At 69.4% G+C, this 22,815-nt stretch carries 15 protein-coding genes; 13 read left to right on the plus strand and 2 right to left on the minus strand.

The features are described from left to right. The first annotated feature begins 14 nt into the window (after positions 1 to 14). From ACYVN4_RS16460 to ACYVN4_RS16485, 6 genes are all read left to right on the plus strand, one after another. Entirely contained in the window at positions 15 to 3,596 is a 3,582-nt protein-coding gene (locus ACYVN4_RS16460) for a transglutaminase family protein (RefSeq protein WP_460721903.1), read from the plus strand. A gap of 23 nt (positions 3,597 to 3,619) precedes the next feature. Beyond that, positions 3,620 to 6,400, plus strand: a complete 2,781-nt coding sequence (locus ACYVN4_RS16465; RefSeq protein ID WP_460721905.1) for a circularly permuted type 2 ATP-grasp protein — start codon at positions 3,620 to 3,622, stop codon at positions 6,398 to 6,400. 3 nt (positions 6,401 to 6,403) lie between these two features. Continuing rightward, positions 6,404 to 7,291 carry a transglutaminase family protein gene (locus ACYVN4_RS16470; protein ID WP_460721907.1) on the plus strand — a complete coding sequence of 296 codons (888 nt, stop codon included), beginning with the start codon at positions 6,404 to 6,406 and terminating at the stop codon, positions 7,289 to 7,291. 2 nt (positions 7,292 to 7,293) lie between these two features. After that, positions 7,294 to 8,289, plus strand: a complete 996-nt coding sequence (locus ACYVN4_RS16475; protein ID WP_460721909.1) for a zinc-binding metallopeptidase family protein — start codon at positions 7,294 to 7,296, stop codon at positions 8,287 to 8,289. A gap of 200 nt (positions 8,290 to 8,489) precedes the next feature. Next, positions 8,490 to 10,292 (plus strand): 2-isopropylmalate synthase, encoded by a 1,803-nt coding sequence (gene leuA, locus ACYVN4_RS16480; protein ID WP_460721911.1) that lies wholly within the window; start codon positions 8,490 to 8,492, stop codon positions 10,290 to 10,292. A gap of 139 nt (positions 10,293 to 10,431) precedes the next feature. Then, positions 10,432 to 12,267 (plus strand): MinD/ParA family ATP-binding protein, encoded by a 1,836-nt coding sequence (locus tag ACYVN4_RS16485; RefSeq protein WP_460721913.1) that lies wholly within the window; start codon positions 10,432 to 10,434, stop codon positions 12,265 to 12,267. An 86-nt stretch (positions 12,268 to 12,353) separates the two neighbouring features. Here ACYVN4_RS16485 and ACYVN4_RS16490 read toward each other — a convergent pair whose 3' ends face one another. Both ACYVN4_RS16490 and ACYVN4_RS16495 read right to left on the minus strand, forming a co-directional pair. Continuing rightward, positions 12,354 to 13,343, minus strand: coding sequence for an LLM class F420-dependent oxidoreductase (locus ACYVN4_RS16490; protein ID WP_460721915.1), 990 nt, complete (start codon positions 13,341 to 13,343; stop codon positions 12,354 to 12,356). A 54-nt stretch (positions 13,344 to 13,397) separates the two neighbouring features. Beyond that, complete coding sequence (locus ACYVN4_RS16495; RefSeq protein ID WP_460722712.1) at positions 13,398 to 14,294, minus strand: LysR family transcriptional regulator; 897 nt, start codon at positions 14,292 to 14,294, stop codon at positions 13,398 to 13,400. A 351-nt stretch (positions 14,295 to 14,645) separates the two neighbouring features. On the opposite strand from ACYVN4_RS16495, the gene ACYVN4_RS16500 reads away from it, so the two are divergent. The 7 genes from ACYVN4_RS16500 (at position 14,646) to ACYVN4_RS16530 (ending at position 22,814) form a co-directional block, all read left to right on the plus strand. Beyond that, entirely contained in the window at positions 14,646 to 15,617 is a 972-nt protein-coding gene (locus ACYVN4_RS16500; protein ID WP_460721917.1) for an EamA family transporter, read from the plus strand. A gap of 126 nt (positions 15,618 to 15,743) precedes the next feature. Beyond that, positions 15,744 to 17,507, plus strand: a complete 1,764-nt coding sequence (locus ACYVN4_RS16505) for a hydroxysqualene dehydroxylase (RefSeq protein ID WP_460721919.1) — start codon at positions 15,744 to 15,746, stop codon at positions 17,505 to 17,507. 64 nt (positions 17,508 to 17,571) lie between these two features. Then, positions 17,572 to 18,192 (plus strand): pyridoxamine 5'-phosphate oxidase family protein, encoded by a 621-nt coding sequence (locus ACYVN4_RS16510; protein WP_460721921.1) that lies wholly within the window; start codon positions 17,572 to 17,574, stop codon positions 18,190 to 18,192. A gap of 77 nt (positions 18,193 to 18,269) precedes the next feature. Beyond that, entirely contained in the window at positions 18,270 to 19,496 is a 1,227-nt protein-coding gene (locus ACYVN4_RS16515) for a MurT ligase domain-containing protein (RefSeq protein WP_460722714.1), read from the plus strand. After that, positions 19,493 to 20,203, plus strand: a complete 711-nt coding sequence (locus tag ACYVN4_RS16520; protein ID WP_460721923.1) for a type 1 glutamine amidotransferase — start codon at positions 19,493 to 19,495, stop codon at positions 20,201 to 20,203. The genes ACYVN4_RS16515 and ACYVN4_RS16520 overlap by 4 nt, the downstream gene beginning before the upstream one ends. A gap of 113 nt (positions 20,204 to 20,316) precedes the next feature. Next, complete coding sequence (locus ACYVN4_RS16525) at positions 20,317 to 21,945, plus strand: GMC oxidoreductase (RefSeq protein WP_460721925.1); 1,629 nt, start codon at positions 20,317 to 20,319, stop codon at positions 21,943 to 21,945. 77 nt (positions 21,946 to 22,022) lie between these two features. Next, positions 22,023 to 22,814: an ion transporter gene (locus ACYVN4_RS16530; protein WP_460721927.1), complete on the plus strand. Its 792-nt coding sequence runs from the start codon at positions 22,023 to 22,025 to the stop codon at positions 22,812 to 22,814. Position 22,815: the final 1 nt, after the last annotated feature.

Consider the following 22,815-nt stretch of genomic DNA (forward strand, 5'->3'; position numbering starts at 1 on the left):
GGTGAACTGGAGAGATGGGGATCAAGGTTTCCCTCGAGCACCGCACCACCTATTCCTTCGACCATCCCGTGCGCGTCCATCCGCACGTGGTCCGGCTACGCCCCGCCCCGCACACCCGGACCGCCATCGAGGCGTACTCGCTGCGGGTGACCCCGGAGAACCACTGGGTGAACTGGCAACAGGACGCATTCGGGAACTTCCTGGCGCGCTTGGTCTTCCACGAGCCCACGCCGGAACTGTCCATCGTGGTCGGGTTGATCGCCGATATGGACGCCATCAATCCGTTCGACTTCTTCGTCGAGGAGCAGTCGGAATACTTCCCGTTCGGCTACTCCCTGCAGCTGCTCTCCGACCTGGAGCCGTATCTGCGACCGGTGGACGAAGGTGAAGACGGTTCCGGCCCCGGCGAATTGGTGCTCGACTGGGTGCGCCGCCACACCCCTGTCGATCGCCCGCGCACCATCGAATTCCTGATCGCCGTGAATCAGGCGCTGCGCCAGGACGTCGGCTACACCATTCGGATGGAACCGGGTGTGCAGACACCCGACCACACCTTGCGCAGCGCCCTGGGCTCGTGCCGGGATTCGGCGTGGCTGCTGGTCTCCATCCTGCGGGAATTCGGCCTGGCCGCACGCTTCGTCTCGGGTTATCTCATCCAATTGGCCCAGGACGTCCCGTCTCTGGACGGACCTTCCGGCCCGCCCGCCGACTTCACCGACCTGCACGCCTGGACCGAGGTATATCTGCCCGGCGCGGGCTGGGTGGGCCTGGACCCGACCTCGGGACTGTTCGCGGGGGAGGGCCACATCCCGCTGGCCGCGACTCCGCATCCGGTGTCCTCGGCCGCGATCACCGGCTCCACCGACCCGGTCACCTCCACCCTCGACTTCTCCAATACCGTGCGCCGCATCCACGAGGATCCGCGAGTCACGCTGCCCTACACCCATTCTCAGTGGGAGCGCATCCAGGTCACGGGCGCGGCCGTGGACGCGCGTACCGAGGCGGCCGGGATCGGCCTGACCGTCGGCGGCGAGCCCACCTTCGTCTCCCTCGACGATCAGACCGGCCCCGAGTGGACCACCGAGGCCGACGGCCCGCACAAGCGCGAACGCGCCGCCGATCTGGCCGAACGACTGCGCCGCATCTACGCCCCGACCGGGCTGGTGCAGTACCGACAGGGCAAGTGGTATCCGGGAGAACCCCTGCCGCGCTGGGAAATCGCCATGCTCTGGCGCGACGACGCCGAACCGCTGTGGCGGCATCCGGAACTGCTCACCCACCCGTTCTCGATCGACCCCGAGCCGAAGCCCGACACGTCCGATACGGCCGGGCCGATCGCGACCGACGGCCCGGTGGCACAGGGCAATGGCGATACGCGGCGGCGCAAGAACGGCGTGCAAGGCCGTCGCATCGATGCCTCGCCGATGCGCGGTGCGAGCGATGCGCCGGGGCCGCGCAGTACCGCCGCGGACCCGGTCGAACGGGTCGCTACGTCCGGATTGTCGGTCTCCGCGACCACGGTGGAGGACCTGCCCCAGACCGCCGACGCGCAGGCCGCGCGCGCGATAATCGCCCACCTCGCCCAGGGTTTGGGCCTCCCCGACAGCCAGGTGCGCCCCGCCTACGAGGATGCGCTGCTGCGTCTGGCGGCGAAAGCTGCGGTCCCGCACGGTGATCCGGTCCGGGCCGACGAGGATCTGGAAGCGGGCCAGGATTCGCTCTCGGCGCGCCGGAATCTGCTGGCGCGGCTGGACACCGCGGTCGACGAGCCCGCCGCCTACGTGCTGTCGCTCTACCGCCGCGACGACGAGGCCGGTTGGGCGAGTGCCGACTGGCGGCTGCGCCGGGGCCGAATCCTGTTGACGGAAGGCGATTCTCCGGCCGGTCTACGCCTACCACTGGGGTCGATCGCCTGGAACGCACCACCGCCACGCCCCGAGGCGGACCCGTTCGCGCCGCGTCGGCCGCTGGGCACCGACGAGCCGCCCGCGGTGGTGGAATCCGCCGAGCGCGCCCCGATCACCGCCGTGGTGGCCGAGGTGCGCGACGGCCGGCTGTTCGTATTCCTGCCGCCCATCGGCGAATTCGACGCCTACTGCGATCTGGTGCGCCGGGTGGAGGACGCGGTCGTCGCCCTCGGGCGGCCCGTCGTGCTGGAGGGCTATCCGCCGCCCGCGGACGGCAGGCTGCACACGCTGTCCATCGCCCCGGATCCCGGCGTGATCGAGGTGAACGTCCAGCCCACCACGGGTTTCGGCGAGCAGTCGCACCTGCTGGACACGCTCTACGAGCAGGCCCGGCTGGCCCGGTTGAGCACCGAGTCCTTCGATGTGGACGGCACCGACCGGGGCACCGGCGGCGGCAATCACATCACACTGGGCGGTGCCACCCCGGCGCGCTCGCCGCTGCTGCGGCGGCCGGATCTGCTGGTCTCGATGCTGACCTACTGGCAGCGGCATCCGGCGCTGTCGTATCTGTTCTCCGGCCGCTTCGTCGGCCCGACCTCGCAGGCGCCGCGCGTCGACGAGGGGCGCGAAGACGCGCTGTACGAGTTGGAGATCGCCTTCGCCGAGATTGCTCGGCTCAGCCGCGCCGCCGCGGGCGAGTCGGGCGAACCCGTCGCCCCGCCCTGGGCGGTGGACCGCGCATTGCGTCACCTGCTCACCGATCTCACCGGCAATACCCACCGCGCCGAGTTCTGCATCGACAAGCTCTTCAGTCCCGATTCGGTGCGCGGCCGCCTCGGTCTCGTCGAGTTGCGCGGCTTCGAGATGCCGCCGCACTTCCGCATGGCCATGGTGCAGTCGCTGCTGGTGCGTGCGCTGGTGCTGCGCTTCTGGGAGCACCCGTACACCGCACCGCTGATTCGGCACGGCGCGAATCTGCACGGCCGGTATCTGCTGCCGCATTTCCTGCAGGCCGATATTGCCGAGGTCGCGGCCGATCTGCGCTCGCACGGTATCGAATTCGATACCAGCTGGCTCGATCCGTTCTCCGAGTTTCGTTTTCCGCGCTTCGGCACGGTGGTACTCGGGGATATGGAAATCGAACTGCGCGGGGCGATCGAGCCGTGGAACACCCTGGGCGAACAGACCACCGCCGCCGGGACCGCCCGCTATGTCGACTCCTCGGTGGAACGCCTGCAGGTCCGGGTGACCGGGGCCGACCGGGACCGCTACGTGGTGACCTGCAACGGTTTTCCGCTGCCCTTGGTCGCGGCCGGTCGCGCGGACGTGCAGGTGGCGGGCGTGCGCTATCGGGCCTGGCAGCCGCCGGAGTCCCTGCATCCGACGATCACCGTCGACGCGCCACTGGTCTTCGACGTGATCGAACTCGAGACCGGTCTGTCCCGGGGCGGCTGCACCTATCACGTGAGCCATCCCGGCGGCATGTTCTACGCCGGGCCACCGGTGAATTCGGTGGTGGCGCAATCGCGGCGCAATCGCCGCTTCGAATCCACCGGCCACACCCCGGGTCCGGTGGATATCGCGGATTTGCGTGCCAAAATGGCTATACAGGCGACAGACATCGGTGCGCCCGGGATACTCGATCTGCGTAGGGCGCGGACCGTGTGGGGCATCGTCGGCGATCGATAGGCATACCCGGGGAAGTGGTTGCGGTGACAGTGCTCGACGCGGTGCCGCCCGGGGACGCCCGTCGCGAAGTGCTCGGCGAATTCGCGAAATACCGTGCCGCCGCGGCCGATACCGGCGCCCGCGATGCCTGCGGCATTCCCACCGGCGGCTTCTACGACGAGCTCGTCGATCGCGACGGCCGCCTGCGCACCATGTGGGCGGACCTGTCCGCCGACTTCCTCGATCAGGGCCGCGAGGGCCTGCACCGCATCGACAACCAGGTCCGCCGCCTCATCGAGGACGACGGCATCACCTACACCGAACTGACCACCGGCGAGGACCCCGCCACCCCGTCGCCGTGGCGGCTGGACCCGATCCCGCTGCTGCTGTCCGACACCGACTGGGCCGCGCTGGAATCCGGTGTGACGCAACGCTCCCGGCTGCTGGACAAGCTGCTCACCGACATCTACGGCCCGCGCCGCACCCTCGTCGAAGGCCTGCTGCCCCCGCAGGTGGTGTTCGCGCATCGCGGGTATGTGCGTGCGGCACACGGCATCTCGCTGCCGGGGCGGCATCAGCTGTTCCTGCACGCCTGCGATGTGAGCCGCTGGAGCGACGGCGGCTTCCGGGTGCTCGCCGACTGGGCGCAGGCCCCCTCCGGCGCGGGCTACGCGCTGGCCGACCGTCGCGTGGTCTCCGCCGCCATTCCCGAGGCCTTCGAACTGGCCAGCCCGCGCCCGCTCACCCCCTTCGTGCGGGCCATGCGCCTGATGCTCATCGAGGCCGCCCCGCAGGCCGCCGACGAGGAGCCCGTGGTGGTGGTGCTGAGCCCGGGCGTGCACTCCGAAACCGCCTTCGATCAGGCGTATCTGGCCTCGGTGCTGGGCTTCCCGCTGGTCGAGAGCGCCGACCTGGTGGTGCGGGACGGCCGCCTGTGGATGCGCTCGCTGGGCACCCTGAAACGGGTCGACGTGGTGCTGCGCCGGGTGGACGCCGAATTCTCCGATCCCCTGGATCTGCGGCCGGATTCGCGGCTGGGCGTGGTGGGCCTGGTGGAGGTGCTGCGGCGCGGCGCGGTCACCGTCGTCAACACGCTGGGCAGCGGGCTGCTGGAGAACCCCGCGCTGTCGGCGTTCCTGCCCCGGCTCTCGCGCCGGCTGCTCGACGAGGAACTCACCCTGCCGAGCATCGAATCCTATTGGGGTGGCGACGATTCCGAACGCTCGCACCTGATCGCCAATCTGCACCGGCTGATCCTGCGTTCCGCGGTCGACGACACCACCGTCTTCGGCCCGCTGCTCACCGCGGTCCAGCGGGCGGAGTGGCGGGCCCGCATCGAGGCCGAGGGTTGGAGGTGGGTCGGCCAGGATCCGGCCAGATTCTCGGTCACCCCGGCCGTCGACGCCGTCGGCGGATTGGCTGCCGCACCCGTCGAGGTCCGGCTCTTCTCGCTGGCCGGTCGCGTCGGATACCGGGTCATGCAGGGCGGTTTGGGGCAGCTGCATCAGCGTGGCGGACCCGACGGCATGATCGGTGAGGCCGCCGCCAAGGATGTCTGGGTGCGGGCCGCCCCCGCCACCGTCCCGGCCGTGCCCGCCGTCGAGGTGCCCGAGGAGCGGGAGCGTCGCGTCGTGGCTCTCACCCCCGTGGACGTCGTCAGCTCCCCGCGCGTACTCAACGACCTGTTCTGGCTGGGCCGCTACGGCGAGCGCGCCGAGGTGACCGTGCGGCTGCTCAGCGCCATCCACGACCGCCACCAGGACTACCGCTACCGGCCGTGGATGGAGGGCGCGGAGGCCATGCCGATCCTGATGGCCGCCCTGGGCAGAATGACCGGAGCGCCCCTGCCCGCGCCGAAGCGGAGTGTGGCGCAACGAGAACAGGCGGAGCGGCGACGCACTCGGCGGCGTCAGGCGCAGAGTCAATCGCAATCGCAGGGGTCGCAGGTCCAGTCCCAAGCACAGCCGTCGCGCCGCCGCGAGTACTCCGACGAGCCGACCGTCCCGATCGCCCTGCCGGGCGCGTCCCGCCGCGATCATGACTACCTGGTGTCGCTGACCATCGACCGCGAACTCGCCGGTTCCGTCGCGTATTCCGTGGAGCGCTACGCCAAAGCCGCACGCGCCGTGCGCGATCAGCTCTCACCCGACACCTGGATGGTGCTCGGCGCCATCGACCGTGCGCTGGCCGAATACCGCGGCGGGCGCGGCGATCGCGGCGCGGCGCTGTCGGCCGTGCACTCCAGGACGCTGTCGGGTCTGCTCGCGCTCACCGGCATCGACGCGGAGTCCACCGTCCGCGACACCGGTTGGCACGTCATGGATATCGGTCGTCGCATCGAACGGGCGCTGGCGCTCTCGGCCCTGCTCGCCTCGGCCCTCACCGACACCTACCCGCCCGAGGTCGGCCGGGTGGTGACAGACGCCGTGCTGGGCGCCACCGTTTCCGCGGTGAGTTACCGTCGCCGCCACCGGGATTCGGTCCGCATCGCTGCGGTGGCCGGACTGCTGCTGTTCGACGAGCACAATCCGCGCTCGCTGGCCTATCAGCTGGACCGCCTGGACGACGACTTCCTGTCCCTGCCCGGCGCCTCGGGATCCTCACGGCCGCAACGACTCCTGGCCGATGCCCAGCGCATGCTGCGCCGTGTGGACCCGGCGGACCTGGAGGCCACCGACGCGGCCGGCCGCCGCGCCGACCTAGCTGAACTGCTCGACGGCGTGCACCTGCGGCTGCGCAAACTGTCGGATTCGTTCGAGGCGACCCGGCTCGCGGTGCCCCGCGACATCCAGCCGCTGTGGGGCTCCACCAGGGTGGTGGGATAGCTCATGCGTCGGCTCCGGGTGCTGCACCGCACCGTCTACGTGTACTCGGATGTGGTCAACAGCTCTTACGGCCGTGCGTATCTCACGCCGCGCGAGTTCCCGGGACAGCGGCTGCTCACCCACGACATCCGCGTCGACCCGGTGCCCTCGGACCGCTCGGTGGGCATCGACGTGTACGGCAACACCACCCTCTACTTCCACGTCACCGCCGAACACCGCCGCCTGGAGGTGACCGGTGAATCCCTCGTCGAGATCGCGCCACCGGCCGCCCCCGCCGATCAGCCCGCCTGGGAACAGGCCCGGCCCACCAGCGAGAACGGCCCGCTCGCAGTCGAATTCGCCCTGGATCTGACGCCGCCGGAGATCATTCCCGAGGTCGCCGACTACGCCGCCGAAACCTTCACGCCCGGCCGTCCCCTGCTGGAGGCGGTCAAGGAACTGACCGCGCGCATCAATACCGACTTCACCTACGAATCCGGGTCCACCACCGTCAGCACCCGCGTCGCCGACGTCTTCGCCGACCGCCGCGGCGTCTGCCAGGATTTCGCCCGCCTCGCCCTCGCCTGCCTGCGCTCCCGCGGCCTGGCCGCCCGCTATGTCTCCGGTTACCTCGCCACCGACCCGCCGCCCGGCAAGGAACGCATGGTCGGCGCGGACGCCACCCACGCCTGGGCCGCCGTCTGGTTGCCCGGCGGCCACGGCGCCGACGGCGAGCCCGGCCACTGGATCGGCTTCGACCCCACCAACAATCAGTTCGTCGACGATCGCTACGTCACCGTCGGCTGGGGCCGCGACTACGCCGACGTGCCGCCGCTGCGCGGCATCATCTACACCGACGCCAAGAAATCCACCATCGCGGTCTCCGTGGACGTTGCCCCGGTAGAGGTCTGATCATGCGCGATTTCGCCTGCCCCCGTTGTGGCCAGCAACTGGCCTTCGAGAACACCGTCTGCCTCGGCTGCGGCGGCGAGATCGGATTCAGCCTGGCCGCAAGGGCTTTGCTGCTCGTCGATCCGGCCGAACAGGCTATGTGCGCGAATCAGTACCCGGCGCAATGCAACTGGTTGGTCCCGGCCCCGCCGGAGGGCGCCGAACACGAGCTCTGCGCATCCTGCCGCCTCACCCGCCGCCGCCCGGCCGACTCGGATGACAAGTGGCTCAGCGCCTTCGGCGACGCCGAGGCCGCCAAGCGCCGACTCGTCTTCGAACTGACGGAGCTCGGCCTGCCGCTCACCGACCGGATGTCCGACCCGGACCGGGGCCTGGCCTTCGACCTGCTCTCCAGCGCCGAGGACGCCGTCATGACCGGTCACGACTCCGGCGTCATCACCCTCGACCTGGCCGAGGGCGACGACCTGCACCGCGAACGCCTGCGCCTGGAGATGGCCGAGCCCTACCGCACCCTGCTCGGCCACTTCCGCCACGAGATCGGCCACTACTACTTCGGGGTCCTCGTCACCGATCCCGCCCTGGACCGCTACCGCGACCTGTTCGGCGACCCCTTCGCCGACTACCAGCAGGCCCTCGACCGCCATTACGCCCAGGGCGCGCCGCCCGGCTGGGAGAACACCCACGTCTCCTCCTACGCCACCATGCACCCCGCCGAGGACTGGGCCGAGACCTTCGCCCACTACCTGCACATGCGCGACACCCTCGACACCGCGGCCGCCTTCGGATTCGCCCCGGCCGGCGCCACCCTGGAGCGTCCCCCGATCGGCGACGCCGCCTTCGATCGCCTCGTCGAACTGTGGCTGCCGCTGGCCTGGGCCCTCAATATGATGAATCGGGCCATGGGCCACCGGGATCCGTATCCCTTCGTGCTGGCCGATCCGGTACTGGACAAAATGCGCTTCATTCACGAACTCTGCGCGGCCGCCGGGCATGGGTGACACACTCGGACTGTGGCTCCCGCCTCCCCACCTTCCGGGCTGCTATTTCGGCCCTGTAAACTTTCGATCATCATGCAGCGGGCTCTTCTCCTCGGCCGCCGCGACGGGTTCTGATACGGACCGGCTTCCCGTCGCGGGGCTTTGCCGTGCCGGTCTACCCCACACCTGGGATCCAGCCACACCCTCGGAGATAAATCGCCATGTCACCCGCTGACGCTTTCGTATCCGGTACGCGCACCATCACCGCGCCGTCCAAGCCCGCGCCCGCCGACCAGCCCGCCTGGAACACGCAGAAGAACTCGTCGATGCCGGTGTTCCGGTACCGCCCGTTCGCCGAAGAGGTCGAGCCGGTCACGCTGACCGACCGCACCTGGCCGGACAAGATCATCGATGTCGCCCCCGGCTGGTGTGCCGTGGACCTGCGCGACGGCAACCAGGCGCTGATCGACCCGATGAGCCCCGCCCGCAAGCGCCGCATGTTCGACCTGCTGGTGCGGATGGGCTACAAGGAGATCGAGGTCGGCTTCCCGTCCGCCTCGCAGACCGACTTCGACTTCGTCCGCGAAATCATCGAGGACGGCGCGATCCCGCACGACGTCACCATCCAGGTGCTGACCCAGTCGCGGGCCGAGCTGATCGAGCGCACCTTCGAGGCCTGCGCCGGCGCGACCAATGTGATCGTGCACTTCTACAACTCGACCTCGATCCTGCAGCGCAAGGTCGTCTTCCGCGCCGACCGCGACGCCGTCAAGAAGATCGCCACCGACGCCGCCACGCTGTGCCTGGAGGTCGAGAAGCGCTACCCGGACACCAACTGGCGCTACGAGTACAGCCCGGAGTCCTACACCGGCACCGAGCTGGACTACGCCCGCGAGGTGTGCGATGCGGTCTCCGAGATCATTCAGCCCACGCCGCAGAAGCCGCTGATCATCAACCTGCCCGCGACCGTGGAGATGGCGACGCCCAACGTCTACGCCGACTCCATCGAGTGGATGCACCGCAACCTGGCGCGACGCGACTCCATCGTGCTGTCGCTGCACCCGCACAACGACCGCGGCACCGCCGTGGCCGCCGCGGAACTGGGCTACCAGGCCGGCGCGGACCGCATCGAGGGCTGCCTGTTCGGCAACGGCGAGCGCACCGGCAATGTCTGCCTGGTCACGCTGGGCATGAACATGTTCTCCCGCGGCATCGACCCGCAGATCGACTTCTCCAACATCGACGAGATCCGCCGCACGGTCGAGTACTGCAACCAGCTGCCCGTCGCCGAGCGCCACCCCTACGGCGGTGACCTGGTGTACACGGCGTTCTCCGGCTCGCACCAGGACGCCATCAACAAGGGTCTGGACGCCATGAAGGCCGCCGCCGACGCGCAGGGCGCGGATGTCGACGACATCGTGTGGGAGGTCCCGTACCTGCCCATCGACCCGAAGGACGTCGGCCGCACGTACGAGGCTGTCATCCGGGTGAATTCGCAGTCCGGCAAGGGCGGCGTGGCCTACATCATGAAGACCGATCACGGGCTGGTGCTGCCGCGCCGCCTGCAGATCGAGTTCTCGCAGGCCGTGCAGAAGATCACCGACGGCGAGGGCGGCGAGGTCACCCCGAAGGAGATGTGGGACGTCTTCTCCGAGGAGTACCTGACCCCGATCCTGCCGCTGGAGCGCATGCGCCAGAAGGTCACCGCCTCGGAGATCGACGGCGGCGTCGACCACATCGAGGCCGTGGTCAAGGTGAACGGTGTCGAGCAGGGCATCTCCGGTGAGGGCAACGGCCCGCTGGCCGCCTTCGTCGATGCGCTGGCCACCATCGACTACGACGTGCGGGTGCTGGACTACAGCGAGCACGCCATGTCCTCGGGCGATGATGCCCAGGCCGCGGCGTATGTCGAGGTCGCGATCGGCGACCAGGTGACGTGGGGTGTCGGCATCGCCACCTCGATCACCACCGCTTCGCTGCGCGCGGTTGTCTCCGCGGTCAACCGCGCTGCTCGCAAGGCCTGAATGAAACCGCAGGTAGGAGAGCCCGTCTCGACTTCGTCGAGGCGGGCTCACCGCGTCCGGAGGGCTCGGAAATGCTAGCGTTGGGACGCAATAGCGCCGCCGAGCTCTCTGTTCGAGCTGTCGAGCAGATGGGGGACACGTGACTACGAACGATCAGAATTCGACCTCGAAGCCTGTCAAGGGCGCGGGGGACGCCGACGACCCCGTGAAGGTGGCCGACGTCGAGGCCGAGCAGGACGCGGCGCAGGCGGACGGGCACGCCGAGGTCAAGGGCGCGAACGACTCCGAGGACCAGGCGGCCGGGTTCTTCCCGCCGGTACCGGATTCGATCGACCAGACCGTGCACCTGGCCGGTGGGCCGGGCACGGGACCCAATCCGTTCGCGGCGCCCGGCGGGCACAACCCGTTCGCCGCGCCCGGCCCGTTCCCGGGTGGGCCGGACGGCGTCAACCCCTTCGCGCCGGGCGGTCCCGGACCGTACGGCGGACCCGGCTTCCCGGGGCCCGGCGGTTTCGCGCCGCCGGATGCCGGACAGTTCGCGCCGCCGCCGAATCCCGGTGCCCCGAACGGCTTTCCGCCGCCGGGGGCGCCCATGGGCGAGGTGGTGGATCACACCCCCTACGGCGAGATCCGTCAGGAGATCGGCAGCGACGGCATGGTCCGGCGCGTGTTCGCCGAGAACGGCGCGCCGGTCGACGGCCAAAACCCCATGGAGCCGGGACATTTCGGTGGCCCCGGGCAGCCGGGACAGTTCGCGCCCGCCAATGATCAGCCCGGCGGGCCGATCTACAGCTGGTCGCCGCCGCCCGCCGCGCCGCCGCAGGAACAGCAGCAGCCGCAGGTCGGCTTCCAGCCCGGCTGGAATCCGCAGCCGCAGCAGGGTTTTCCGCAGCAGCAAGGCTTTCCGCCGCAGCAGCAGGGCGGGTTCGGGCAGCAGCCGGGCTTCGGCCAGCAGCTGCCGCCGGGACATTCGGTCAATGATCTGAACCTGCTCAAGCGGGCCAAGCGCGCGCCGCGCAGCGGCTGGCGTCGCGCCGTGCACAAGGCGTCCGGCGGTTCCATCAATCCGGGCGAGTCGGCCGCCGATGTGGTGTACCGGCAGCTGGTGGACCGGGTGAATCAGCCGGTGCGCGGGGACTACCGGATCGCCATCCTGTCGCTCAAGGGCGGCGTCGGAAAGACCACCACCACGGTCGGTCTCGGCTCCACCTTTGCCTCGCTGCGCGGTGACCGGGTGATCGCCATCGACGCCAACCCGGACCTCGGGACGTTGGCGCACCGGGTACCCCGGCAGACCCGCTCCACGGTGCGAAACCTGTTGGAGGACGGGCACATCAGCCGGTACTCGGACGTGCGGGCGCACACCTCGCAGGCCCCGAGTCGCCTGGAAGTGCTTGCTTCCGAACAGGATCCGGCGGTCTCGGAGGCGTTCTCCGAAGCCGACTACCGCAAGGCCATCGGCATCCTGCAGCAGTTCTACAACATCATCCTCACCGACTGCGGCACCGGCCTGATGCACTCGGCCATGTCCGGCGTGCTGGATATGGCGAGCTCGCTGGTGCTGGTCACCTCCCCGGCCATCGACGGCGCGCGCAGCGCCTCGGCGACGCTGGACTGGCTCGACCACCACGGCTACCACAAGCTGGTGGAGCGAACCGTGGTGGTGGTCAACGCTTCTCGCAAGGGCTCGTCCACGGTCGACCTGGATCAGCTGCGCAAGCTGTTCCTGGATCGCACCCGCGCGGTGCAGGTGGTGCCGTTCGACGATCACCTGGCCGAGGGCGCGGAGATCGACCTGGAACTGGTCGGCAAGCCGACCCGGCGCGCACTGCTGGAGCTGGCCGCCATGGTGGCCGACGACTTCGGTTATCACGCTGCCGCGCAAGGCTTCCCGCCGCAGGGCTACCCGCAGCAGCAGCCGCCCCAGCAGGGCGGTTACCCGCCGCAGCAGGGTGGCTTCCAGCCGCAGCAGTAGCCCGTCATCCCGGCGTGCTTTTGGCCGGGATCCACACTGCCCGTGTGGATTCCGGCCAACTACACGCCGGAATGACGGGGCTGGGCTCAGCCCTTGACCAGCGGGGACAGCGCGCGACCGGCGAGCTCGACCGAGCCCTCCTCGTGGCCGTTGGTGACCATATTGACGATGATGCCGTCGATGCCGTGATCGAGCACGCGGGACTGGATCTGCTCGGCGACCTCGTCCGGGGTGCCGACGAACTGCCGGTCGGCGGGCGTATTGCGCAGCGCCGCGGCCGGGAGGCTGGACAGGTCGGTGATGCCGATGCGGGCCAGCATGTCGGCCTGGGTCTTGCGGGCGCGATCGCCGTCCTCGTCGACGATGACGAAGGCCAGGAAGCTGGTCTCCAGGGTCTTCGGGTCGCGGCCCACCTCGTCCAGCCGGGCGTTGAGGGCCTCGAGCTTGCGGGGGAGCTCGGAGGCATTGCAGATGATGTTGAGGTGGTCGGCGAAGCGCGCCGCCAGGCCGAAGGTCTTCTTCTCACCGCCGCCGCCGAGCAGGATCGGCAGGTCGTCGCGCACCCGCGGCTCGTTCATGGCGTCCTGGGTGCGATACCACTTGCCCTCGAAGGTGGAGTGCTGCCCGCGCAGCATCGGCGTGATGATCTCGAGCGCCTCCTCCAGCTTCTCGAAACGCTCGGTGAAGGTGCCGAAGTCGTAGCCGTAGGCCTTGTGCTCGAGCTCGAACCAGCCCGCCCCGATGCCCAGCACCGCGCGGCCGCGGCTCACCACGTCCAGCGTGGTGACCGTCTTCGCGGTGAGCGCCGGGTTGCGGTAGGTATTGCCGGTCACCAAGGCGGACAACTGGATCCGCTCGGTCGAGGCGGCCAGCCCGGACAGTGCGCTGTACGCCTCGAGCATCGGCTCCTCGGGCGCGCCCAGCAACGGCAACTGGTAGAAGTGGTCCATCACGAAGGCCGCATCGAAGCCCGCCGCCTCGGCCTCGCGCGCCTGCGCCACCACCGCCGGGAACAAGTCCCGCGGCGCGACCCCGTAGCTGAAGTTCGGCATCTGATACCCGAGTCGAATGCTCATAGCGCCCACGCTAGGACTTGGAGTGCACTCCAAGTCAACCGTTGATCCGAGTGTTCAGCTATTCGTTGCACGCCGGGCGGCGGCCTGGAAGGCGGCGATGACCATGGCGACCGCGGGGCGCTTGTGTGCATGTGGGCGGGTGGCCAGATCGTAGACGCGGGCCGCCCGGACTCCCGCCAAGCGCAGCATGACCAGATCCGGGTGGCGGACGGCGTAGCGGGGCATGAGGGCGACGGCGTAACCGGTGGCGACCAGGGACTCGATGACGGCGAATTCGTTGAGGCGCTGGGCGATTCGGGGCTGGACGCCGGTGACGGTGGCGATCGAGCGCAGCACGTCGTCGACCGGGAAACCGGTGCGGACGCTGATCCAGGTCTCGTCGGCGAGCTCGGCGGGCACCACCGCGCCCTGCTTGGCCAGCCGGTGGTCCGGGGCGACCACCACATCGATGGGTTCGCGCATGAGCACCCGGGTGTCCACGCGGGGTCCGCCGAGTGCGGGCGCGCGCTCGTCGCGGTGGGTGAGAACCACGTCGTAATCGGCCAGCAAACGCGGCACCTCACCCGGCACCACGTCCTCGTCGGCCGCCACCACCTCGACGCCACTGCCCGCCAACTCGGCGAGCACCTGCGGCAGTAGCAGGGTGGCCCCGGATGGAAACAGCGCCACCCGGACCTGCCCGCGTGGTGATCCGCGATACTCGGCCATCTCCGTGACCGCGCGTTCCATCGCCTCGAGCACCTCGTCGGCGCGCACGACCAATGCGCGCCCGGCATCGGTCAGCCGCACCCGGCGGCCATCCGGTTCCAGCAGCGCGACCCCGGCCTCCTTGGCCAGCACCTTGAGTTGCTGTGACACCGCCGACGGCGTCATCGACAACGCCTCCGCCACCGCGGCAACCGTCCCGCGATCCGCCAATTCCCGCAGCACGCGCAGTCTTTCGAGCGACATGAGCGGCCCGTCCGCGCGGTCCCGCCCCCACGCCGCGTCGCCCCGGTTCGAGTCGGTCGAACTCACGCGTCTCGCACGAGCCGGGGCGTTCTGCGCCCTGGCCGGGACCGCCGCGTCGGGGGTGGCTTCGGTCGGCGCGGGGACGGGCTCCGCCGCGGGCGTGCCGCCCCTGGCCGGGGTGGTTCCGGAACCGTCGATAGGCTGCGCCGACGCGGGGGTGGCGCGGGCGACGCGGCGTGGGGGCGGGACCGAGCGGGGCGGGTCTGGCTGGGGCACAGTTAAGTCTTACTACATAGTTGTTACAGAATTATTCGATTGTTCTTACCTATTAGCCGACGCAAGAATTTCGGCATGACCAATCGTGATCGACTGTTCGGCCTCGCCGTGGTGGTGCTGTGGGGGCTGAACTTTCTGGCCATTCATATCGGGCTGGAGCACTTCCCGCCGTTCTTCTTCGCGGGGCTGCGGTTCGCGGTGATCGCGATTCCGGTGCTGATCTTCGTACCGCGGCCCAAGGTGCCGGTGAAGTGGCTGCTGCTCTACGGGGTCGGGTTCGGGATTCTGCAGTTCGCGTTCCTGTTCACGGCCATGCGGGCCGGGATGCCGACCGGCCTGTCCTCGCTGGTGTTGCAGTCCTCGGCGCCGTTCACGGTGCTGCTGGGTGCGATCCTGCTGCGTGAGCGGCTGCGCGGGATCCAGCTGCTGGGCCTGGCGGTCGCCCTGGTCGGGATGGGCGTGATCGGCTGGGATCGCTCGCACCACGCGGCGCTGCTGCCCTTGCTGCTCACCCTGGCGGGCGGTCTGGGCTGGGCCTTCGGCAATATCGGATCACGGTTGGCCGCAGCGGAATCCGAGGACCTCAACCCGTTGCACCTGACGCTGTGGATGGCCGTGGTGCCGCCCATCCCGATGTTCACGCTGTCGGTGCTGACCGAGGGGCCGACCACGGGCTGGAACGATCTGGTCGGGTCCGTCTCCGGCAGCGGCCTGCCCGCGCTCGCCGCGCTGGCCTACATCGTGCTGCTGGGCACCATCGCCGGTTCGGGTCTGTGGACGTATCTGATGAGCCGCTACCCGGCGGGCACGGTCGCCCCGCTGTCGCTGGCGGTGCCGGTGGTGGGGATCGCCGCCTCGTGGGCGTTCCTGGGTGAGACCCCATCGGCACTGTCTCTCGCCGGGGCCGTGATCGTCATCGCGGGGGCCTTCACCGCCACCTCGGCGGGTCGCCGCCGGGCTGCTGAGCCCGTCCTGCCAGCCGAGCCCAGTCGACCCGCCGAGCCGACACGCCGGGCGGAATTCGACCCGAATCTCGCCGAGGTCTAGCCGACCGTCCTGTTTGCCCGGATTCCGGCAGGAATCCGGGCCTTCGGCATGAGAATTTCCACCCCAACCGACCATCTGTCTGCGACAGCTCCCTAGGATGCGGACCAGGCGTGGGAGGTAACGGGTATGGCAGGACAGCGTTTGTCCGTCACGCGGCGGACTGTGCTGCGTGGAGCGGTGGCGGCCGGAGCGATGGGCGCGGTGGCGGCGGGGGCCGCCCGGCCCACCAGTGCCAGGGCCGATACCGGACGTCGGGTGGCGGTGCTGGGCGGGGGCGTCGCCGGGCTGACCGCGGCGCACGAACTGGCCGAACGCGGCTTCGAGGTGACCGTCTACGAGCGCCGCGCCCTGGGCGGTAAGGCGCGCAGCATCGCGGTGCCGGGCACCGGCAAAGACGGTAGGCCCGAGCTCTGGGGTGAGCACGGATTCCGCTTCTTCCCCGGCTTCTACCGCCACATCCCCGACACCATGCGGCGAATCCCGTTCGCGGGCAATGCCAATGGTGTGTGGGACAACCTGGTCGCGGCCGCCGAGGCGCGGTTCGCGCGCAAGGACGCGGACAGCACGATCATTCCGATGGGCCGGTTCGGGAAACCCTGGGCCACCCCGGACGACTTCCGCGAGACGGTCGGCTCGGCCATCGCCACCTCGACCCGGATGGGCACCGCCGACGCCACCTACTTCGCGAACCGGCTGCTCGTCTTCAACACCAGCTGCGACGCCCGCCGCTACGGGCACTGGGATCAGGTCTCCTGGCGCGACTACGTGGGAGCGGGCGAGCGCTCCAACGAATTCCGCATGCTGCTCTCGCGCACGCTCACCACGCTGTTGGTGGCCGCGCGGGAGGACAAGGCCAGCACGCTGACCATCGGCACCATGGGCGAGCAGTTCCTGGGCAATCCGCTCGAGGTCGGCAATGACGGTGCGCTGGACCGGCTGTTGAACGGGGCCACCAACGAGGCCTGGATCGATCCCTGGGTGAACCGGCTGCGGGATCTCGGCGTCACCTTCGTCAACGCCGAGGTACAGGGTCTGGAGCTGGACGGGGCGCGGATTTCCGGTGCGCGGGTGGTGGATTCGGCGGGAGCGGCCCAGACGGTCACCGCCGATCACTTCGTGAGCGCGATGCCGGTGGAGGTGGCCCGGACACTGTGGACGCCCGAAATCCTGGCGCTGCGACCGGATTTGGCGGGCATGAACCAATTGACGGTGGACTGGATGACCGGCATCCAGTTCTTCCTGCGCCGGACCAGCGATATCGCGCGCGGCCACGTCGCCTACGTGGATTCGCCATGGTCGCTGACTTCCATTTCGCAGGGCCAGTTCTGGAATCGCACCCCGTTCAGCGGCCTGGGCGACGGCACCGTGCAGGACTGCCTGTCGGTCGACATCTCCGACTGGAACACCCCGGGCATGCTCTACGGCAAGACGGCCAAGGAGTGCACCCACGACGAGATCGCGCGGGAGGTGTGGGCGCAGTTGAAGGTGCACCTCAACGATCGCTCCGACCTGCTGCGCGACGACGATTTGCACTCCTGGTTCCTGGACACCGGGATCGCCTGGGATGCCGAGCAGAAGCGCAACACCAATGCCGACCCCTTGCTGATCAACACCGCGGGTTCCTGGGCGCTGCGCCCGGAATCGCACGTCGACACCCTCCAGAACCTGTATCTGGCAGGCGATTACGTGCGCACGAACGTGGACCTGGCCACCATGGAGGGCGCCTCCGAGGCCGCCCGCACGGCCGTGAACAAGCTGCTGGATGTGACCGGTTCGGATGCCGCCCGCTGCAAACTGTTCACGCTCTACCGCGCGGAGGTGCTGGAACCGTTCCGGCAACTCGACATCGCCCGGTATTCGGCCGGGCAGCCGAATATGTTCGACGCCTAGGGAATTCCTCACACCGCCGCAAAATCGCTGGTGCGCACGGGTGCCGGGCGCGTTGAATCGAGGCATGAGCGAGATCAGCGACCCGGCCCAGCTGCGTGAACTCCTCGGCGAGCCCGGCCCGCGGGCCGTCAGCAAGGAGCGCGTCGCGCTGCACGCGCGCGACAAACAGTGGATCGCCAACTCCCCGTTCATCGTGCTGTCCACCAGTGACGCCGACGGGAACTGTGACGCCTCGCCGAAGGGCGACCCGGCCGGTTTCGTGAAGGTGCTCGACGACCGCACCATCGTGATTCCCGAACGCCCCGGCAACCGCCGCGCCGACGGCTATCTCAACATCCTGTCCAATCCGCATGTGGGCGTGCTGTTCCTGATCCCCACCCGCGGGGAGACGCTGCGCGTCAACGGCCGCGCCCGGCTGCTGAGCGACGCACCGTACTTCGACGACATGGTGGTCAAGGGTCATCGCCCGATCCTGGCCATCGAGATCGAGATCGAGCAGATCTTCTTCCACTGCGCCAAGGCCATGCTGCGCAGCGACCTGTGGAAGCCGGAGAAATGGGCCGAATTCGATTTCCCGACCCAGGCCCGCCTGGTCAAGGAGTTGCAGCCGGCCACCGCGGAATCCGTCGAACAGCTCGAGGACTACTACACCAACCAGTACCAGGCGCTGCTCTACAAGAGCTGACTGCGGTCAGCGTCACCCTGCCCGCCGCGCCCACTACCGCGCCATCCCAATAAACTCGCGGCGTGGCAGACATTTCGATGCGGGGACAGCTGGCGTTGCGGGCGGCGACGGCCGCGTCGTGGGCGTCGCGACGGGCCGGGCGCGGCAACGGCTCCATGATCGGCGGGCTGATCGCGCTGAAGATCGATCCCTCGCTGATGACGCAGCTGGGTCGCGGCAAGCGCACGGTGCTGGTCACCGGCACCAACGGCAAGTCGACCACCACCCGCATGACCACCGCCGCGCTACAGACGCTCGGCCGGGTCGCCACCCAGGCCGACGGCGCGAACATGGACGCGGGCATCGTGGCCGCGCTGACCGCGCACCGCACCGCGCCGCTGGCGGCCATCGAGGTGGACGAGCTGCATCTGCCGCACGTGGCCGACGCGCTCAACCCCTCGGTCGTGGTGCTGCTGAACCTTTCCCGCGACCAGCTCGACCGGGTCGGCGAGATCAATATGATCGAGCGCCGCCTGCGCGAGGGCATGGCCCGGCATCCCGCGGCCGTGCTGATCGCCAACTGCGACGACGTGCTGGTCACCTCCATCGCCTACGACCACCCGAACGTGGTGTGGGTGTCGGCCGGGAGCGGCTGGTCGGTGGACGCCACCAGCTGCCCGCGCAGCGGCGAACCCATCGTGTGGGAGGGCGAGCACTGGTACAGCACGGGTGCGGATTTCAAGCGCCCCGAACCGCAGTGGCGGGTCGACGAGCAGGGGCTGCACGGGCCGGACGGCCTGGAAATCCCGCTCTCCCTTGCCCTTCCGGGGCGCGCCAATCGCGGCAACGCGGCGCAGGCCGTGGCCGCCGCCGTCGCGCTGGGCGCCGACCCGGTCAAGGCCGCCGAAGCCACCGGCACCGTGCGCGAGATCGCGGGCCGCTACCGCAGCATCGATGTGGACGGCCGCAATACCCGCATGCTGCTGGCCAAGAATCCGGCGGGCTGGCAGGAAGCGCTGTCCATGATCGACCCGGCCGCAACGGGTCTGGTGATCGCGGTCAACGGCCAGGTGCCCGACGGCGAGGACCTGTCCTGGCTGTGGGATGTGCGCTTCGAGCACTTCGAGGGCACCCAGGTGGTGGCCGCCGGTGAGCGCGCCACCGATCTCGCGGTGCGCCTGACCTACGCCGGCGTCGAGCACATCACCGTCGCGGATCCCTTGCGCGCCATCGCCTCCTGCCCGCCGGGGCGGGTGGAGGTACTGGCCAACTACACCGCGTTCCGCGACCTGAACCGCGATCTGGAGACGGGGACCAAGGCATGAGTGACTCCACCGTCCGCATCGGCCTGGTGCTGCCCGACGTGATGGGCACCTACGGCGACGGCGGCAATGCCGTGGTGCTGCGGCAGCGTGCCCGCATGCGCGGCTACGACGCCGAGATCATCGAAATCCCGCTCACCGAGCCGGTTCCCAACTCCCTGGACGTCTACACCCTCGGCGGCGCCGAGGACTCGGCGCAGCGGCTGGCCACCCGCCACCTGCAGCGCTACCCGGGCCTGCAGGAGGCCGCCGAGCGCGGTGCTCCGGTGCTGGCCATCTGCGCGGCCATTCAGGTGCTCGGCCACTGGTACGAGACCTCCTCGGGCGAACGGGTCGACGGCGTCGGCCTTTTCGACGTCACCACCTCCCCGCAGGACAAGCGAGCCATCGGCGAGGTCGCCACCCAGCCGTTGATTCCCGGCCTCTCCGCGGCTCTCACCGGCTTCGAAAACCACCGTGGCGGAACCAAGCTCGGCGGCGACGCCAAGCCGCTGGGACGCGTCACCAAGGGTGTCGGCAACGGTGTCGGCGACGGCCTCGAGGGCGTCATCCAGGGTTCGGTGCTCGGCACCTACATGCACGGCCCGGCTCTGGCCCGCAATCCTGAGCTCGCCGACTACCTGCTCTGCCGCGCCCTGGGCGTGGATTCCCTTGCGCCCCTGGATCTCCCGGAGGTCGATCAGCTCCGCCGGGAGCGGCTGCGGGCCTGAACAAGAAATAGCGGTCGTGCATATCCGGGCGTCTCTTCTGGACGAAGGTGTTGAGGCCCGGTCGGCTGACCGGTAATCTCGCGCGCGGCCATGGTGATGAGGGAGGTGGCCGGTTGCGTAGACGCGCCGTGCTCAAGGCTGCCGGGATGGCGGCTCTGCTGGCGGGTGTCGGAACGGGTGCCGCCTACCGCGGCGCCGGAACCGCATCCGCCGATCCGTTGTGGAACGCGCTGTTCCAGGCGTGGGTTCCGGAAATCTTCGCGCCACTACCGGATCCGCCGGAACACAGCGAGGCCATCGTCATCGGCTCCGGTTTCGGCGCCGCGGTCACCGCGCTGCGGCTGGCCGAGGCGGGCGTGCAGAACACGGTGCTCGAGCGTGGTTCGCGCTGGCCCAACGATCCCTGGCGCGAGATCTTCACCGGCGACGATCTGCCCGACGGGCGCGGATTCTGGCATCGCACCAGCTTCACCGGTGTCAACAAGGTCCCCATGCCGTGCGGCGATTTCGGTGGCGTGCTGGATGTCACCCAGTACCCCGGCATCGACGTGTGGCGCGCCGCGGCGGTCGGCGGCGGGTCGATCGTGTTCACCGGCGCCATGGTCGCGCCGCCGCGAAACCTGTTCGACCAGGTCTTCGGTGGCGTCGTGAACTATGACGAACTCGATTCGGTCTACTACCCGCGGGTCCGGCAGATGCTGCGGCTGTCCACCATGCCGCAGGACGTGTACGACTCCGCACCCTTCACCCATTCCCGAGTGTGGGATCAGCAGGTGCGGGCCGCGGGATACGAACCGCAGGCCAATGATTCGATCTTCAACTGGGATGTGGTCCGCTCCGAACTCTCGGGCGGCAGCCGCGCGTCGGCGACGGCGTCGCGCAGCAATCTCGGAAACTCCAACGGCGCCAAGTTCGATCTGAATCAGAACTATCTGCGCTACGCGGAGGGCACCGGTCGCTCGGCCATCTTCCCGGGCCACCGGGTCGACACCATCGGCCAGGACGGCTCCGGCAAGTACGTGGTCGCGGTGAGCAAGCTGTCCCCGGCCGGTCAGGTGCTGCGCACCCGCACCCTCACCTGCGATCGGCTGTTCCTGGGCGCGGGCTCGGTCGGCACCTCCGAACTGCTGGTGCGCGCGCAGGCCACCGGCGCGCTGCCCAATCTCAACGAGCATGTCGGCGACGGCTGGGGCACCAACGGCGATGTGGTGCTGGCCCGCAGCATCAGCTCGCTGTCCACCACCGGTGGCGGCGTGCCCAGTGCCAGTCGCATCTTCGACGACTCGGGCATGCCGCTGCACCTCGAAAGCTGGTATGTGCCGGGCATTCCGGTGGATGTCGGTGCGATCGCCTCGCTGGGCATCGTGCTGGATCCGACCCGCGCCCGCTTCGGCTACGACCGCGGCAGCAACGGTGTCGGCCTGAGCTGGCCGCGGGCGGCGCAGGACGCGGTGGTGGCCGCGTGCCGCGCGGTGGATCACAAGGTGGCCCAGGCGGGCGGCTCGGTGGTCGACTACTCGCCGATCGCCTATGACGCGCAAGGCTTCTTCACCGCGCACCCGCTCGGCGGCGCGGTGCTGGGCCGGGCCACCGACGGCTACGGCCGCGTGGTGGGCCACCCGGGCCTGTACGTGATGGACGGCGCGGGCATCCCGGGCAGCACGGCGACGGTGAACCCGTCGCTCACCATTACCGCTGTGGCCGAACGCAATATCGAGGCGATCATCCGGGCCGGGCACTAGGCCGTCGCACGAGACCCCTTCCCCGGTCGTTTGCGCCGACTACGCTGGCGGGACCGTTCGATGAGGAAGGGGACGTCGTGATCGAACCCGACGCACCGGAGGCGGGGGAGTTTCCACACAAGCCACCGGCCCTGTGGACCGATCTCTTCATGCTGGCCCTCGCCGTGGTCTCGGTGGCGCTGGTGGTCTGGGTGACCTTCTTCCCGGTCGCCGATCAGACCTTCCGGACCATCCGGATCGTCGACTACAGCATCTGCGGCGTGTTCCTGCTCGAATTCCTGTGGCGCTGGCGGCGGGAAGGCTGGAGCTGGACGTTCCCCTTCATCTACTGGTACGAGGTGCTGGGCATGATCCCGGTCACCAGTCCGTTCTTCCGCGGGTTCCGGCTGCTGCGCATCGTGGTGATCGCGGTGCGCGTGGGCCGCGTCGCCGATCGGGCCTTCGGCGACCGGATCACCGCCGCGATCGTGAACCGCTCGGTCGGGGTGATCGTCGACGCCGTCAAGCGTCCGGTCGCGGTGGCGGTGCTGGACGAGGTCGCCGAGGTGTTGCGCTGCGGCCGCTACACCCGCAATATCGCGAATGCGCTGGAGGAGAACCACTCCGAGATCGACGCCATGATCCTCGAGGTGATCCGCAACGATCCCCAGCTGGGGAAGGTGCGCTACGTCCCGTTCCACGAGGAGATGATCCGCAGCGTCGCGGACGCCAGCTTCCGGGTCATCTTCCAGGTGCTCGCCGATCCGCGCACCGACGAACTGGTGGCGGACGCGCTGCGCGAGAACATCAATCAGATCCGCGATGCCGTACACGCCGGGGTGCGGGTGGCGGAGTCGGTCGACAACCGGGTGACCCCGCGCATCCCCTGAG

The organism is Nocardia heshunensis (genome assembly GCF_054782115.1).

Coding starts and splice junctions, on each gene's coding strand:
- ACYVN4_RS16460 (WP_460721903.1), top strand. CDS start 15: ATGGGGATCAAGGTTTCCCTCGAGCACCGCACCACCTATTCCTTCGAC.
- ACYVN4_RS16470 (WP_460721907.1), top strand. CDS start 6,404: ATGCGTCGGCTCCGGGTGCTGCACCGCACCGTCTACGTGTACTCGGAT.
- ACYVN4_RS16475 (WP_460721909.1), top strand. CDS start 7,294: ATGCGCGATTTCGCCTGCCCCCGTTGTGGCCAGCAACTGGCCTTCGAG.
- leuA (WP_460721911.1), top strand. CDS start 8,490: ATGTCACCCGCTGACGCTTTCGTATCCGGTACGCGCACCATCACCGCG.
- ACYVN4_RS16490 (WP_460721915.1), bottom strand. CDS start 13,343: ATGAGCATTCGACTCGGGTATCAGATGCCGAACTTCAGCTACGGGGTC.
- ACYVN4_RS16495 (WP_460722712.1), bottom strand. CDS start 14,294: ATGTCGCTCGAAAGACTGCGCGTGCTGCGGGAATTGGCGGATCGCGGG.
- ACYVN4_RS16500 (WP_460721917.1), top strand. CDS start 14,646: ATGACCAATCGTGATCGACTGTTCGGCCTCGCCGTGGTGGTGCTGTGG.
- ACYVN4_RS16505 (WP_460721919.1), top strand. CDS start 15,744: ATGGCAGGACAGCGTTTGTCCGTCACGCGGCGGACTGTGCTGCGTGGA.
- ACYVN4_RS16510 (WP_460721921.1), top strand. CDS start 17,572: ATGAGCGAGATCAGCGACCCGGCCCAGCTGCGTGAACTCCTCGGCGAG.
- ACYVN4_RS16515 (WP_460722714.1), top strand. CDS start 18,270: ATGCGGGGACAGCTGGCGTTGCGGGCGGCGACGGCCGCGTCGTGGGCG.
- ACYVN4_RS16520 (WP_460721923.1), top strand. CDS start 19,493: ATGAGTGACTCCACCGTCCGCATCGGCCTGGTGCTGCCCGACGTGATG.